At 33.8% G+C, this 14,575-nt stretch carries 13 protein-coding genes; 11 read left to right on the top strand and 2 right to left on the bottom strand.

Features of this window, described 5'->3' with window-relative positions:
• Positions 1-44: 44 nt before the first annotated feature.
• Together NiCM35_RS16065 and NiCM35_RS16060 are read right to left on the bottom strand one after the other, a co-directional pair.
• Positions 45-1,757 (bottom strand): sensor histidine kinase, encoded by a 1,713-nt coding sequence (locus NiCM35_RS16065; RefSeq protein WP_433780074.1) that lies wholly within the window; start codon positions 1,755-1,757, stop codon positions 45-47.
• The gene (locus NiCM35_RS16060) at positions 1,757-3,310 is read right to left on the bottom strand and encodes a response regulator transcription factor (protein WP_433780072.1); all 1,554 of its coding nucleotides are present in this window, start codon (positions 3,308-3,310) and stop codon (positions 1,757-1,759) included. The genes NiCM35_RS16065 and NiCM35_RS16060 overlap by 1 nt, the downstream gene beginning before the upstream one ends.
• A 216-nt stretch (positions 3,311-3,526) precedes the next feature.
• On the opposite strand from NiCM35_RS16060, the gene NiCM35_RS16055 reads away from it, so the two are divergent.
• The 11 genes from NiCM35_RS16055 to NiCM35_RS16005 all read left to right on the top strand — a co-directional run bounded on the left by NiCM35_RS16055 (position 3,527) and on the right by NiCM35_RS16005 (position 14,503).
• A complete protein-coding gene (locus tag NiCM35_RS16055; RefSeq protein ID WP_433780070.1) occupies positions 3,527-5,200 on the top strand; it encodes a type 2 periplasmic-binding domain-containing protein in 1,674 nt (557 codons plus the stop codon).
• Positions 5,201-5,399: 199 nt separating this feature from the next.
• On the top strand, positions 5,400-6,254 hold the full coding sequence (locus tag NiCM35_RS16050) for an ABC transporter permease (RefSeq protein ID WP_095329723.1): 855 nt from the start codon (positions 5,400-5,402) through the stop codon (positions 6,252-6,254).
• Between the two features lie 13 nt (positions 6,255-6,267).
• Complete coding sequence (locus NiCM35_RS16045) at positions 6,268-7,161, top strand: carbohydrate ABC transporter permease (protein WP_047942069.1); 894 nt, start codon at positions 6,268-6,270, stop codon at positions 7,159-7,161.
• A 109-nt stretch (positions 7,162-7,270) separates the two neighbouring features.
• Positions 7,271-7,894, top strand: a complete 624-nt coding sequence (locus NiCM35_RS16040) for a YesL family protein (protein ID WP_249877705.1) — start codon at positions 7,271-7,273, stop codon at positions 7,892-7,894.
• Positions 7,895-8,414: 520 nt separating this feature from the next.
• Positions 8,415-9,233, top strand: coding sequence for a transporter substrate-binding domain-containing protein (locus tag NiCM35_RS16035; protein ID WP_095329699.1), 819 nt, complete (start codon positions 8,415-8,417; stop codon positions 9,231-9,233).
• An 82-nt stretch (positions 9,234-9,315) separates the two neighbouring features.
• Entirely contained in the window at positions 9,316-9,981 is a 666-nt protein-coding gene (locus tag NiCM35_RS16030) for an amino acid ABC transporter permease (RefSeq protein WP_235850246.1), read from the top strand.
• On the top strand, positions 9,968-10,690 hold the full coding sequence (locus NiCM35_RS16025) for an amino acid ABC transporter ATP-binding protein (protein ID WP_095329701.1): 723 nt from the start codon (positions 9,968-9,970) through the stop codon (positions 10,688-10,690). Before NiCM35_RS16030 ends, NiCM35_RS16025 begins: the two co-directional genes overlap by 14 nt.
• Positions 10,691-10,732: 42 nt before the next feature.
• Complete coding sequence (locus NiCM35_RS16020; RefSeq protein ID WP_433780068.1) at positions 10,733-11,563, top strand: sugar phosphate isomerase/epimerase family protein; 831 nt, start codon at positions 10,733-10,735, stop codon at positions 11,561-11,563.
• A 119-nt stretch (positions 11,564-11,682) separates the two neighbouring features.
• Positions 11,683-12,525 (top strand): PfkB family carbohydrate kinase, encoded by an 843-nt coding sequence (locus tag NiCM35_RS16015; protein ID WP_095329703.1) that lies wholly within the window; start codon positions 11,683-11,685, stop codon positions 12,523-12,525.
• Between the two features lie 91 nt (positions 12,526-12,616).
• Entirely contained in the window at positions 12,617-13,585 is a 969-nt protein-coding gene (locus NiCM35_RS16010; RefSeq protein WP_095329704.1) for an SIS domain-containing protein, read from the top strand.
• 180 nt (positions 13,586-13,765) lie between these two features.
• Positions 13,766-14,503: a GntR family transcriptional regulator gene (locus NiCM35_RS16005; RefSeq protein WP_095329705.1), complete on the top strand. Its 738-nt coding sequence runs from the start codon at positions 13,766-13,768 to the stop codon at positions 14,501-14,503.
• Positions 14,504-14,575: the final 72 nt, after the last annotated feature.

Here is a 14,575-nt window from a genome sequence, read left to right as displayed (position 1 = left end):
TCTTGTGCGGGCAATATCTTCCATAAAAAACCGTCCTCTGCCATTTATAAAATCTTTGGTATTCGTACCTGTACCGTTGTCCCTTTTCCTAGCTTGCTAGTATAAGATAAACCATAGGCTTCCCCATAAGCCAACTTAATTCGATGATGAACATTCTGTACGCCATATCCTGCAGTTTTAGTAGTTAGAATGGTTTCTAGTATTTCTGGTTCCATGCCAATGCCGTTATCCGAAATAGTAAATAGGAGATCATTATCTGCCTGTTTTCCAATAATCGTTACTATTCCTCTCTCTCTATCTTCTTTATGATCTATTCCGTGATTAATAGCATTTTCTACTAATGGTTGCAGTAATAGGTTAATCATCGTATGTCCAAGAATTTGGTCGTCCACAATGATTGAAAGATCAAAGGAATTACTGTGCATCATCTGCTGTATTTTCATATAAGAAATTGTATTCTCTATTTCGTCTTTAACTGTAATCATATTTTTCCCTTTGTTTAAGGTAGTACGATAAAATGTAGAAAGGAGTTGTGCCATCTCGCTAATGTCTTCTTGCCCCACAAGGATAGCCTTACTATTAATCAGAGAAAGACTATTATAAAAAAAGTGTGGATTGATTTGTGCCTGTAATGCTTTCATTTCATATTCTTGCTGAGCAATTTTACTTTTATAAACTTCATTAATCATCTCTTGTAGGTTGTGAACCATGTCTCCAAACTGTCCAATTACATCACCAATTTCATCTTGAGAGGAATGGGTCACAGTCACAGTTAAGTCTCCTTTTTCAATTTGCTTCATATTTGCTGCAAGCAACTCCAATGGCCGAACAACAACCTTTGAAAGAAAAAAAATAGAAAGATAAAGCGTAAAGATACATAAGATAATAACGATAATTACCCACGTCATAATAGGTGAAGTAGATTGAGATACGATATCAAATGGTCGAAATAAATAAGCTGTCCACTCGTTTGATTGAAATTTAGCACTTTTGAATACATATTCATTTTTCAGTGATCCATTATTGATTTTGTTTAATAACTCGTCTACAGAGAGTGTATAAGATTGTTTATTTTTATTAAAGTTTTGATGATTGTAAACAGGTTGCTTTTTCTCATCCAGAATAATGAGTCCATAGGAATTCTCAAATAGGTTGGATAATGGATTAAAGAAAGATTGATAATGGATATCCATGTAGACAATATTTATATTATTTCCATTATAATCAAATATTTTACTAGCCATTTCAAAAGAGTTTTTATCAGAAGAAACGAGTAAATGGGCGGAAGCATTTTTGATAACTTCCGGAAACCATTCTAATTTTTCTACATCTGTTAGAGGTCGAAGAAAGGTCCCATGTGGGAATAATGTATTGTTATTGCTATAAACTGTTATCCGATTGATATCGGTTTGTGAATTCTTTACATTGAAGATAAGTGGCTTGAGATGATCTCGATACATCGTATACATATCAAAGTTATTGTCATAATTAGCGGTTAACCCACTTTTTATATTTTCATTCCAAACAATTTGATTCATGGCATCATTATAGGAATTAATTTTATAATCGAGACTTAGAATAGCCTGATGTAAGGTTTCTTCTAAAACTTCCTTTTCTCGATTGATTAAGAGTTTTTGAATTTGAAAATAGCAATAGCTTCCTAATGCAGTAACAGGCAACAAACTGGATAGAAGGCAGATTACCAATATTTTTCTACGATATTTTAAATCTTTAAACCATTGGGATAGTTTATTCATTAATTCGTCTTCTCTTTCGTATTTCCATTTGATTGTCTGAATTTTTCAGGGCTTAAACCAAAACTTTCGCGGAAACTGCGGACAAAATAGGAAATATTCTGATATCCTACTTGCTTGCAAATATCATTGATTTTCATATTTGTATGAATTAGTAAGTTCTTGGCCGCATCCATTCGAACCTGTTTTATATATTTGTTGATCCCAGAACCGGTTTCTTGAATAAATACATCACTTAAATAACGCGGTGATAAGTATACTTTATCAGCAAGAATATTCAGGCTTAAGTCTTCAGCATAATGTTCATGGATATATTGCATTACGATATGAATGACATGTTTAGGTGACTTTTCCTTTTTCTCTAGGAAGGATAAGACACTCCTTTTTACTTCTTCTATTATTTGTTCTATTTCTGAAAAATGAGTGCATTTATAAATAGCTGATATTTTTTTATTTAATATCGTTTCTTTGTACTCCGGTAATGCATTACATAAAATCTGAAGCAGTCGTGAAAATAAATAACGTACATAAATATGCGATATTTGTTTTTTGCTTTGATATTTTTGAAAAAGGGCATCTAGGCTAAGTCGAAAGCTAAATGTATCTACATATTGAATGGCATTCTGTATCGATAGCAGCAAATTTTCATCCTGCTCTAAATATTCCTCTTGTTCAAACTTTCCACATTCAATCGGATAAAGATAGTTATCTTTATAGAAAAATCGATCTTCTAAATAATATTCGATTTGTTTAAATCGTTCAGGAATTTTCTCTGGGGCTTCTACTTCTTCACTAATAGAAAAATAACCATGTATCCCAAGAGCAGAGTGAATCTGCTGATGAATATTCTTGGCTATTAATCTTATTTCTGTATGCTCTATCGGCTTCTTTATTAGAAGTAATAATTGATAGGGATTTAGATGAAGATAGTCAAAAGACAATCCTTCCATACATTGCTTGATTTGTGCGAAAAGTAGGGAAGTCTCTTCTTTGAGCAATTTATCAAAGAAAGGTTCTTCAAATTGCATCAGTATCATTCGGCTGTATGCATATAAATAATCCATATCTATGAAAGGGTATTCATTTTTTAATGCATCTATGGAGGTGCCATTCAATAATCGATACAATAGATGGTTTTTAAGGAAAGCAATATTCGATTTTTCTTTCTTCAGCTCCTGATTTCGTTGTTCCATGTTTTTGATAACAGATGCTATCGTTTGTTTTAATTCATTTGGATTAACTGGTTTTAATATATAGTCAACGGCTTGCAGCGACAAAGCATTTTTGACAAAATCGAAATCGTCATGGCCGCTAAAAAAGATAAGTTGGATATTGGGATTTATAGATTTGGCCACTTTAGCTAAATCTATGCCATTGACAAAAGGCATTTTCACATCTGTAAATAAGATATCAATTGATTCTTTCTCTAATAAGTGGATGGCATCTTTTCCATTAGCTGCTTCTACTATATCGAGTTGAAATTGAAATTTATCAAGAAGAAACCGAATAACGCTACGTTCGTCTTTTTCATCATCTGCTATTAATATACGATACATCGTAATACCTCCTGACTAAAATTCTAGTTGATTATAACATATTGTCTTTTTTTTTAATGGTCAACAGAAAAATTTCCGGAAAAAAGTACATGAAAACGGTTTATTTAATATATTCATCTCTTTGTTAATCCAGTAAACTTTAACTATATTTTGGTAACATGTAAGATTTCTTAAAAAACTTGTTTTTAACTTATATAAAAAGAGGGAGGACATTTTATGAAATACAAAACATTTTGTAAGCGTGCGGCATTTGGATTGATGGCAACTTCATTAACACTATCACTAGCTGCATGTATGGATAATTCTTCATCCGGTGAGAGTATGACAGAAGATGGGAAAACTATTATTAAGATGGGGCGAGTAACCGCAGCTAATTCTAAATTGCCTGAAGGAGACACCTATGAAAACAATGCGTACACAAGATTAGTAGAAAAGAAACTAAATGCTAAAATAGTGGATCAATTCGAAGCAGAAGGTGAGGACTACAATCGTCAAGTAGCACTTGCAATTGCATCAGGTGAGTTACCAGACATGATGCGTGTAGATAGTCGTGAAGAGCTAAAAGAGCTAGTGGAAAATGACCTAATTGCTGACTTGACAGAAGTATATGATAAAAATGCAAGCGATTTCATAAAAGAAGTTTATGGTACGTATGATAACAAAACGTTAGAAGCTGCTACATTTGATGGAAAATTGATGGCTATTCCAGGTACAATTGGCGATTCTGCACCAAATATAGTGTGGATTAGGAAAGATTGGATGGAAAAGTTAGAGATTAAATTAGATGCAGATGAAGATAGACAAATTACTTTAGATGAGTTAGAAAGCACAGCAAAGGCATTTGTTGATAATGATCCAGGTGATACAGGAAAGCCAGTGGGTATACCATTTGCTTCTTGGTTAAATGCAGGTGATTACGGTGGAAGCGGCATGAATATGACTAGCATTGCCGGAGTGTTCAATGCTCATCCTCGAATGTGGTTAGAAGATAATAAAGGAAATATTGTCAATGGTTCTACAACTGAAGAGACGAAACAAGCATTAGGGGTAATGGCAGATTGGTTTAAAAAAGGTATCATAGATCCTCAGTTCGGAACAAGAACATGGGATGATATTATGGCGCTTGTTACTAATGGTCAAACTGGGATAGTTACGGGACCATGGCATATACCAGATTGGGGATTATCAACAGTAAGGGGAATGGATAAGAATGCTGAGTTTGCCGCATATGGAATAGAAGGAGAAAACGGAAAAGTAAATGTATTTCATAGTAACCCAACAGGTCAATTTATTGTTGTCCGAAAGGATTATGAGCATCCAGAATTAGCAATAAAAATTTTAAACTTATTCTATGATGAAATTGTAAATGCGGATGACTTACAGAAAGATTATCCAGAAATCTATAAATATGGCGAGTTAGCAGTGGACGGTTCCACAAGGCCATTTAATATCGAAGTATATAAATCCACAAATATTATAGATGAATATAAATATATTCAAGAAGCAGTGGAAGGGAAAATTTCCATAGATGATATTCCTACTGCTGGTTTAAAAATTGATACGAAAAGTATAATGGCATATCAGAAGGAACCAGAAGGAGCAGGGACTTCCGAGTGGGCAAAATATCATTCTAGAATGCTCGGAATGAGTTTGATTGATAAATTCACAAAAGAGGAGCAATTCAATTGGACTACTCCAGTATTTTTCGGTAACACCCCAACCATGGAGAAAAAGGGTGCTAATCTTTTGAAACTAGAAGAAGAAGATTTTATTAAAATTGTAACAGGTAATAAACCATTAGATTATTTTGATACATTTGTAGCTAATTGGAAGAAACAAGGAGGAGATGAAATAGCTGCTGAGATAAAAGAAGAGTTAGCTGATAAATAATATAAATTTAAAGCTGTTCTAATCATGGAATCCCTTTGTCAGGAAGGAAAGATATTATTAGAACAGCTGAATGGTAGGGAGGAATAATATGTTTCAGCAGCCGCATTTAAAAATAGAAAATGGTAAAAATTCATTACCTAGCGCTAAAAGGAAAAAATCAAAAAGAATAGTAACGAAAGAAGAGCTGTTTTATCATTCGATGTTGCTTCCTGGGATGATTTTTTTGATTATCTTTACGTTTGTCCCAATGTTTGGGGTAATCATGGCATTCCAGAATTATGTACCCGCAAAAGGAATAATGGCTTCAGAATTTGTTGGCTTCGAACATTTCAAGTATATGTTCTCTTTACCTGATATTGGGAAACTATTCAGAAATACAATTGTTATCGCTATTGGAAAAATCGTTTTAGGATCTCTGTTGGCTATTGTTTTTGCCATTTTATTAAATGAAGTCAGATTGAAACTGCTGAAGAAATCTATTCAAACAATTGTTTACTTACCACACTTTCTTTCATGGGTGGTACTAGCATCTGTGGTTGTTAATATGTTCAGCTTAGATGGAACAATCAATCAGCTTCTAGCCTTCTTTGGCATGGATAAGCAGAATTTCCTTGGAAGTAATAAACTATTTCAACCATTGCTGATAGGGACAGACGTATGGAAAGAGTTTGGTTTTAATTCGATTGTTTATTTAGCCGCATTAACTGCTATTGATCCTGGGCTTCATGAGGCAGCAAGCATAGATGGAGCGAATTGGTGGAAACGCATATGGAACATTACCCTTCCAGGTATGCTGCCAATTATCCTGTTGTTGGCCGTATTAAGTTTGCCTAACGTTTTAAATGCTGGATTTGACCAAGTGTATAATCTCTATTCCCCAATGGTATATGAATCAGGTGATATATTGGATACTTATGTCTACCGAGTGGGATTAATAGGGCGAGAATATAGCTTTGGTACTGCAGTAGGTTTATTTAAATCGGTAATTGGAATTATCCTGATTCTATCAGCAAATAATGCAGCAAAAAAATATACGGATCGCAAATTATTCTAGGAGGGGAGAACATATGATAGAAAATAAGAGCTTTTCTGCAAAATGTGGCAGATTAACTATTTATGCAATCGTTATTTTCCTTGCCCTTACTTGTTTGCTTCCACTGTGGAATATTGTAGCGATATCATTTAGCGGAGGCGATGCAGTAGCTAGTAATAAGGTTGGTCTAACACCAATTAATACGACCTTAGAGGCATATAAAATGATTATGGATGATAGTCAATTTTGGCGTTCCTTTGGTATTTCCATTCAGAGGGTAATTTTGTCCTTGGTTATTAACATGGTATTAATTGTTACAATGGCATATCCTCTTTCAAAAACCAAAAGAGAGTTTAGAGGTAGAGGAATCTATATGAATCTGCTTATTTTTGCCATGCTGTTTAATGGTGGAATGATTCCAACCTATTTGGTTGTGAAAAACCTTGATATGTTGAATACGATTTGGGCACTAGTTCTTCCAGGAGCTGTTCAGGTTTTCAGCATTATTCTTGTAATGAACTTTTTTATCGGCGTTCCCAAATCACTAGAGGAAGCAGCAATTATGGATGGTGCCAACCCATTGCAGGTACTGATTAAAGTATATATACCGATATCGATGCCTGCTTTGGCGACAGTTGCTTTATTTAGTATCGTCGGAAACTGGAACGACTTTTTCTCAGGATTGATTTATATGACAAAAGTAACTAATTATCCATTAATGACATATATCCAGTCATTGACAATCAGTATTGAGGAAATGCTAAAAGCTGGAGCAACTTCAAGTGACCTAGCAAATGCAGGAGAAGTATCTAATAAGAATCTTAATGCAGCAAAAATTGTTGTTTCATGTGTTCCATTGCTATTAATCTACCCAATCCTCCAAAAATACTTTATCACTGGTATTGTAGTAGGTTCAGTGAAAGAATAGCCTTATTGATTTGATTAAAAGAAAAAAGTAATGAGGTTATCGGTTTCATTAATTCTTGTAGTTTTAATGAAACCGATAACCTCTAATCTTTGGAAGGGAAGGATTTACAGTGAACAATATTTTTGAATGGAACGGACCCGTTTATCGATTTCTAGAAAAAATAGTTAATTTATTACTATTAAATGCTCTATTTCTTCTTTCTTGTTTGCCTATTGTCACAATAGGATCTGCACTAACAGCTATGTATTCGATAACAATAAAAATGGCTAAAAATGAAGATGTATCAATCGTTAAAGCGTATGTCGCTGCCTTTCACAAAAACTTTAAACAGAGTACGATCATCTGGTTGATTTTATTAGCAGCCGGCATTATTTTGTATATGGATTACTATTACCTAAATCAATATAAAGGAAACTTGGTCTTTCTTGTTAAGGTAAGTCTAGGACTTTTTTCTTTTGCTTATATAATATTGTTTAGCTTTATATTTCCTTATGTTGCAAGATTTAAAAATTCAGTAAAGGATTCAATCATTAACACTTGGAAAATAGCGCTAGTTCACCCTTTTAAGACAATTTCCGTCCTAATGGTTACTGGGATTCCTATTATAGCTTTGGGAATATCGGTCTATTCCCTTTTCTTTCTTTTATACTTTAGTCTATTTATTGGTTTTTCCTTTTTTGCTTATATTAATACTCTTATCATTCTCCATATTTATGAAGGATATGAGAGGTGAAGAGGGAATAGTCCCTCTTTTTCGCCGCCCTTGTCGTTACTTGTCAAATGCCGTCAAACATGTCAAAAACCCTCGAAATATTTCGTCTTTTATTAGTTGTATCTCTATTTCCACAGTGTTAATATTAATTATGAAAACGTTTTCTTCATGTTGATGCATTACCATAAAAAGTTTGTTGACGCGATTCTCTATCTTTCAAGAGTATCTATTTAGGTATTCTTCTAAACAAAATGTAGTGAAAAAGGGAATATATTGATATTGAATTTTATAAAGTTTGAAAGTAGCTCTTAAAAATAGTATTTACATCTTTTTTGAATAGTAAATGATCAAATAACTCGTCAATTGAAAGTTTATTGAAAATTTTCAGAAAAATTATTGACAGTTTTTATTTTCGATATTATTATAACGTTATATAACGTTACATAAATAACTTGGTATGTAACTTATATATATTTTAGTGAAAATTTTTAAAAGAATCGTTCAATGCTAAGAAAAATATTAATTAAAGGAGAGAGATTTAATGGGGAAATTAGTTGAGAAATTGTCATTAGTAGGATTATCTAGTTTGTTAGCCCTTTCCTTAACAGCATGTGGTTCGGCAAAAGAGACTTCCTCTAAAGCAGGGTTAGAGGGGCTTCGTGAAAAAGGAAAAATTGTAGTAGGTACAATGGCTGCGACTCCACCTTATGAATATCATCTAGTTGAAAATGGGGAAGACAAAATTGTTGGATCAGATATTAAGCTATTAGAAGAAGTAGCAAAAGACTTGAAGGTAGATTATGAAATTAAGGACATGGACTTTGATGGATTATTAGTAGCCATGCAGAGTGGAAAAGTTGATATGATTATTTCAGCAATGAGTCCTACAGAAGAACGAGAAAAAAATGCTGACTTTTCCAATGTTTATTATAAAGGACGAAATGTTATGATGGTTCGAAAAAGCAACTTGAATAAATATACAACTCCTGAAAGCTTAGCTGATAAAAAAATAGGCGCTATAAAAACATCTGTACAACAGAGTATTTTGGAATCAGAATTACCGAATGCAACCTTGAAGTTACTCGGAAAATCTACAGAACTTTCCTTAGATTTGGCGAACAATAAGGTTGATGCAGTATTAGTAGATATTCCTACTGCTACCCTACTTGCTAAGGGGAATCCGGATATTGTAGCAAGTGAAGTTTATTATGAAGACCCTTCAGCTGGTGCTGCGATTGCTTTACCTAAAGGCACAGATAAGGAAATAATGGATGTAATTAATGCTACGATTGATCGAGTAAAACCAGACTATGAACAATGGTTAAAAGAAGCGATGGATGGTGTGGAATTAGAAGAATAAGAGATAAGAAAGAGAGAATAGAAATATTTAGTCACAAAACATCTTCTAGAAATGAAAAATACCCTAAATATTGTAGGTGATAATGTTGAGTTTTTCTTTTTTAGAGCAGTACTATCCATATTTCCTAACAGGTATATATATTACTATTCTACTTGCTGTCATTGCTGTAGTTTTAGGAACTATTTTAGGAATTGCTTTAACCCTATTACGTAGGTCAAGATTTAAGGTAGTAAAAATTATTGGTGATATATATGTGGAATTTATTAGAGGTACCCCTCTCCTTGCTCAAATATATATCATCTATATTGGAATTCCGTTGATATTTAAGGGATGGGATATACCGGATTTGATGGTTGGAGCAATTGCGTTATCTCTTAATGCGGCTGCTTACATTTCAGAAACGATTCGATCAGGAATTGAAGCAGTCAGTAAAGGACAAATGGAAGCAGCAAGAAGTTTAGGTATGAATCAAAGGCAGGCGATGTTTGATATCGTCCTTCCTCAAGCATTTAAAAATATTCTTCCTGCACTTGGGAACCAATTTATTGGCAGTATAAAAGATTCATCCATTGTATCCATAATAGGCGTAGCTGAACTTATGTATAAGACAACTATTGTTAGAGGAAATACAGCACTGGGGTTGGAGCCAATTTTAGTAGCCTCTTTAGGATATTTGATCATGACTTTTACATTAACGCAACTCCTAGGAGTGGTTGAAAGGAGATTGAAAGCAAGTGATCGACGTTAAAGGACTGCATAAAAGTTACGGAAATCATGAAGTGTTAAAGGGGATTGACGTAAAAATCCATAAAGGAGAAGTGGTTGTTGTAATTGGTCCTTCTGGTTCAGGAAAAAGCACTTTTTTGAGGTGTTTGAATTTGTTAGAACTACCGACAAGTGGAAGCATAAAGGTGGAAGAGCAGGAGATAACAGCTCGAAAGGTTAATATTGATAAAGTAAGAGAGAGAATGGGAATGGTTTTTCAGCAATTTAATCTTTTTCCCCATAAAACAGTTGCCCAAAATATTTGTCATGCTCCCATAAAAGTAAAAGGGATGAAGCAAACCGAAGCCCAAAATTTGGCCAAGGACTTATTAAAAAAAGTAGGACTGTTAGAAAAATATGATGCATATCCTTCCTCCCTGTCTGGTGGTCAGCAACAACGAATAGCTATTGCCAGAGCATTAGCCATGAAGCCGGAAGTAATGCTATTTGATGAACCCACATCTGCATTAGATCCAGAAATGGTTGGAGAGGTATTAGCAGTTATGAAGAATCTAGCTCAAGAAGGAATGACAATGGTAGTGGTAACACATGAGATGGGTTTTGCCAAAGAGGTTGGAGATCGTATTCTATTTATGGATCAAGGTTATATCATGGAAGAAAACAATCCAAAACAATTTTTCGGAAACCCAACTCATCCTCGAACAATTGATTTTTTATCGAAAGTATTGTAAGTATCTTAAAATCTATCAAGTTATATGAAAGGTGTGAGAGGAATGGCTTTAATTACTAGAGAACAAATAGCAGGAATGAATATTCATTATATGCGCTATTCTTTAGATTATTTTTTACAAGCACAAGTAAAAGCTGGGATTCAATCCATAGAGTTTTGGACTGGTGTACCTCACTATTATTTAGATCCTACGACTTATTCAGATTGTAAAGCCTTGAAAAAAAAGATTGATTCCTATCATTTAGAAATGAAAGTATTTACTCCTGAAAACTGTATGTATCAATTTCAGTTTGCCTCTCTGAAACCAGAGGTTTTCGAAAAAAGCTTACACTACTTTACTAATGGTATAAAGGCTGCTGCTGAACTAGGTTGTAAAATAATGCAATGTAATTCTGGATGGGGATATCTAGATGAAGATCGAGAAGAGGCATGGAAGCGTTCTAGGGAAATGCTTTCGAAACTGGCTGATACTGCAAAGTTGGAGGGAGTTACACTTGCGTTGGAAAGTTTACGCCCAGAAGAATCTAATCTAGTTACAACATTACAAGATACTAAAAGAATGATAGAGGAAATTAATCATGCCAATGTAAAAGTTCTAGTAGATACTACTGCTATGGGGGTGGCAGGGGAAACCTTACAAGAGTGGTTTGATGTATTCGGTAGTAAGATTATTCATACTCATTTTGTGGACGGAAACCCATATGGTCATTTAGTTTGGGGTGATGGTAAGCATGACTTAGAACAGTTTCTTATTACACTTAAACAAAACGGATACGAGGGATACTTAGGGCAAGAAATCACAGATTCAAAATACTTTATGGATCCCGCAGCCCATGATTGTCGAAATATGAAAGAATTTGAGAAATATATGTAGAATTTATAAGATTTGCAAGTAATAGTCAGAATAGTATTGACAATAACATAAAGACAAATAAGTATAACGTTATATAACGTTATACTAATGAGGCTAATTAAGTGAGGTGACATGACATCATGAAGGTAATCGGATTGGGAGATAATGTCGTAGATAAATATGAACACATTCAGACTATGTATCCTGGAGGAAATGCACTTAATTTTGCAGTATTTGCAAAAAAATTAGGTGCAGAAGCGGCTTTTTTAGGAGCATTCGGTTCAGATTTAGAGAGCCAACATGTACAAGAAAGTATTACCGAAATTGGGATAGATATCAGCCACTGCAAATTATACAAAGGAGAAAATGGTTGTGCTCGAGTGACACTAAAAGATGGGGATCGAGTATTTTTAGGAAGTAATCGATGTGGGGTTTTAAGACAATTTGGTTTGAACTTAACGGAAGAGGATTATTCCTATTTAACATCTTTTGATCTAGTACATACGGGTTTGTATGGCTTTGCGGAAACGGAATTGCCAAAGATTAAACAGTTAGGAATACCAATTGGATTTGATTTTTCTTCTGATTTCACAATGGAGCAAGTAAGACGAATAAGCAAAGTAATCGATTATGCTTATTTTTCCTGTAGTCATATGAAACTAGATGACATTTTAAATTTATGCCTGAATGTTACTCATATAGGCTGCCAATTGGTATTGTGTACTTTAGGAGAAAAAGGGGCCATTTTATTTGATGGAAACAAATTTTATATGCAAGAGTCCTTCTTTGTGAAACCCAAAGATACGATGGGAGCAGGCGATTCCTTTATTACTTGTTTTATCTATCACTATGGAAAAGAAATTAAAGATGGAAAAACAGATACAGAGTCCATTATTAAAGAAAGTCTCAAAAAAGCAGCAGCATTTTCATCTGAACAATGTCTAGTTGAGGGGTCATTTGGATTTGGCAAGAAATATACATAATGATTGATTTTAAGGTGGTGGTAGATAGGTAAATACTTCTTACATTTTTGAAATAAAAATCTATTAACTTAAAATATTGGAGGTAATCAAGATGGAACTTAATCAAATTATTGGATCAATTAAGGAAAGACAACCGAACATTAAAAGTGTGTTTTTTGTTGGATGTGGAGCATCTAAAGCAGAATTGTATCCTGCAAAGTATTTTCTAGAAGCTAATGCCAAAACTCTGCGTGTAAGTTTATATACAGCAAATGAATTTAATTATGCAACCCCAATTTCTGTTGACGATACAAGTATTGTTATTACTTGCTCACTAGGTGGAGCCACTCCTGAATCAGTAGAAGCAACAACAAAAGCAAAAGAATTAGGCGCACATGTTATTGCAGTAACACATGTGGAGGGATCTGCTTTAACAAAAGATGCAGGTTACATAGTATATCATGGATTTGAGGCTAATTATGCTGCTAAAATGGAGAAAATGACAAAAGTATTAGGATTAGCTACAGAAATACTTCATCAATATGAGGGTTATGAGAATTATGACAAAATGATAGATGGTTTCGGAAAAATTTATGAACTTATCGAAAAGGCTGCTTCCACAGTTTTACCAGATGCCAAAGCTTTTGCGGAAGCTTATAAAGATGATGAAGTAATTTACGTCATGAGTAGTGGAGCAACACATGAAGTGGCTTATTCCTTTTCTATCTGCTTGTTAATGGAAATGCAGTGGATTAATTCGGGGACATTTCATGATGGAGAATTTTTCCACGGTCCCTTTGAAGTGGTAGAAAAAGATGTTCCGTTCCTATTGTTGATGAATGATGGAAGAACCAGACCTATGGATGCAAGAGCGCTTGAATTTTTGCAGCGCTTTGATGCTAAAACAACTGTGGTAGATGCAAAAGACTTTGGGCTTGGTTCAGTTATAGCTTCTGAAGTAGTAGATTATTTTAATCCAATGTTAATTTCCGGTGTCTTGCGGGTATATGCAGAACAATTATCCTATGTCCGTAATCATCCATTAACTAAAAGAAGATATATGTGGAAATTAGAGTATTAATGGCAAAGATATTTTGAACATCAAAAAGACTGTCTCAAAATCGTGTGACCATGATTTTGAAATAGTCTTTTTTCTTTTAAATGGAGGAATGGAATAGGCTAATAAGAAAAGAATTGTTTAAAATTAAAATAATAGTAAGATATAATAAAGAAAAGAAAGGTGAAAAGGAGGTAATAAAATTTGCTTAATAGTAACAGCTCTACTCCTTTATACATACAGCTTAAGCAAGCGATTGCAGATGATATAAATGATGGAATATATACGCATGGTGAAAAATTGCCAACTGAACCGGAACTTTGTGAAAAATATAAAGTAAGTAGAATTACTGTTCGAAAGGCGGTATTGGATTTAGTAAATGAAGGTTATTTAATTAAGAAACAAGGAAAGGGTACATTTGTTAATCATGTTAAGATAAAACGTGAATTAGTTGCTGTTAATGGTTATTCTGAATATATGAATTCCACTGGTAAAATGCCCAATCCTAAAATAATTTCTTATGAAGTAAAAGAAGTGAACAAAGAAATAGCAGAGAAATTAAAAATTGATACGAATAGTCCTGTTCTCGAGTTAAAGCGACTACTCCATTTAGATAATGAACCATTATTGCATGAAACTTCCACCTATTCCTTAGAGCTTTTTCCGGAATTAGACCGATACGTGGAAGAAAATAAATCTATGCATAAAATCCTAAACGAAATTTATGGAAGGATTCCTGCATTTAATAATAAGATATTAAATGTTATATTAGCTAATAGTGAATTGGCAGGTTATTTACAGTGCAATATTAGTGATCCTCTTTATCAATTGGAAAAAGTAGCATACAATAAAGATAAAGACCCCTTATATCACTCTCTCCTTTACTATAATGTAAATAAAGTAAGCTTTACCATAACAAGTGAATTCGAATCAACCGATTAGAGAATCTGTAGGGCGAATTATTCTAAAGACATTTTTCTTTAGCAAGTTTACAAAATGTATATATATGCATAG

Origin of the sequence: Niallia sp. M35 (assembly GCF_050971705.1) — a bacterium.
GTDB classification, from domain to species: Bacteria; Bacillota; Bacilli; order Bacillales; family Cytobacillaceae; genus Niallia; species Niallia circulans_A.
This window is presented reverse-complemented; position numbering and strand designations above follow the sequence as displayed.

Excerpts from the sequence above, each read along its gene's own strand:
- NiCM35_RS16060 (WP_433780072.1), bottom strand. The coding sequence starts at position 3,310 with ATGTATCGTATATTAATAGCAGATGATGAAAAAGACGAACGTAGCGTT.
- NiCM35_RS16020 (WP_433780068.1), top strand. The coding sequence starts at position 10,733 with ATGGCTTTAATTACTAGAGAACAAATAGCAGGAATGAATATTCATTAT.
- NiCM35_RS16035 (WP_095329699.1), top strand. The coding sequence starts at position 8,415 with ATGGGGAAATTAGTTGAGAAATTGTCATTAGTAGGATTATCTAGTTTG.
- NiCM35_RS16055 (WP_433780070.1), top strand. The coding sequence starts at position 3,527 with ATGAAATACAAAACATTTTGTAAGCGTGCGGCATTTGGATTGATGGCA.
- NiCM35_RS16010 (WP_095329704.1), top strand. The coding sequence starts at position 12,617 with ATGGAACTTAATCAAATTATTGGATCAATTAAGGAAAGACAACCGAAC.
- NiCM35_RS16015 (WP_095329703.1), top strand. The coding sequence starts at position 11,683 with ATGAAGGTAATCGGATTGGGAGATAATGTCGTAGATAAATATGAACAC.
- NiCM35_RS16030 (WP_235850246.1), top strand. The coding sequence starts at position 9,316 with ATGTTGAGTTTTTCTTTTTTAGAGCAGTACTATCCATATTTCCTAACA.
- NiCM35_RS16065 (WP_433780074.1), bottom strand. The coding sequence starts at position 1,757 with ATGAATAAACTATCCCAATGGTTTAAAGATTTAAAATATCGTAGAAAA.
- NiCM35_RS16050 (WP_095329723.1), top strand. The coding sequence starts at position 5,400 with ATGTTGCTTCCTGGGATGATTTTTTTGATTATCTTTACGTTTGTCCCA.
- NiCM35_RS16045 (WP_047942069.1), top strand. The coding sequence starts at position 6,268 with ATGATAGAAAATAAGAGCTTTTCTGCAAAATGTGGCAGATTAACTATT.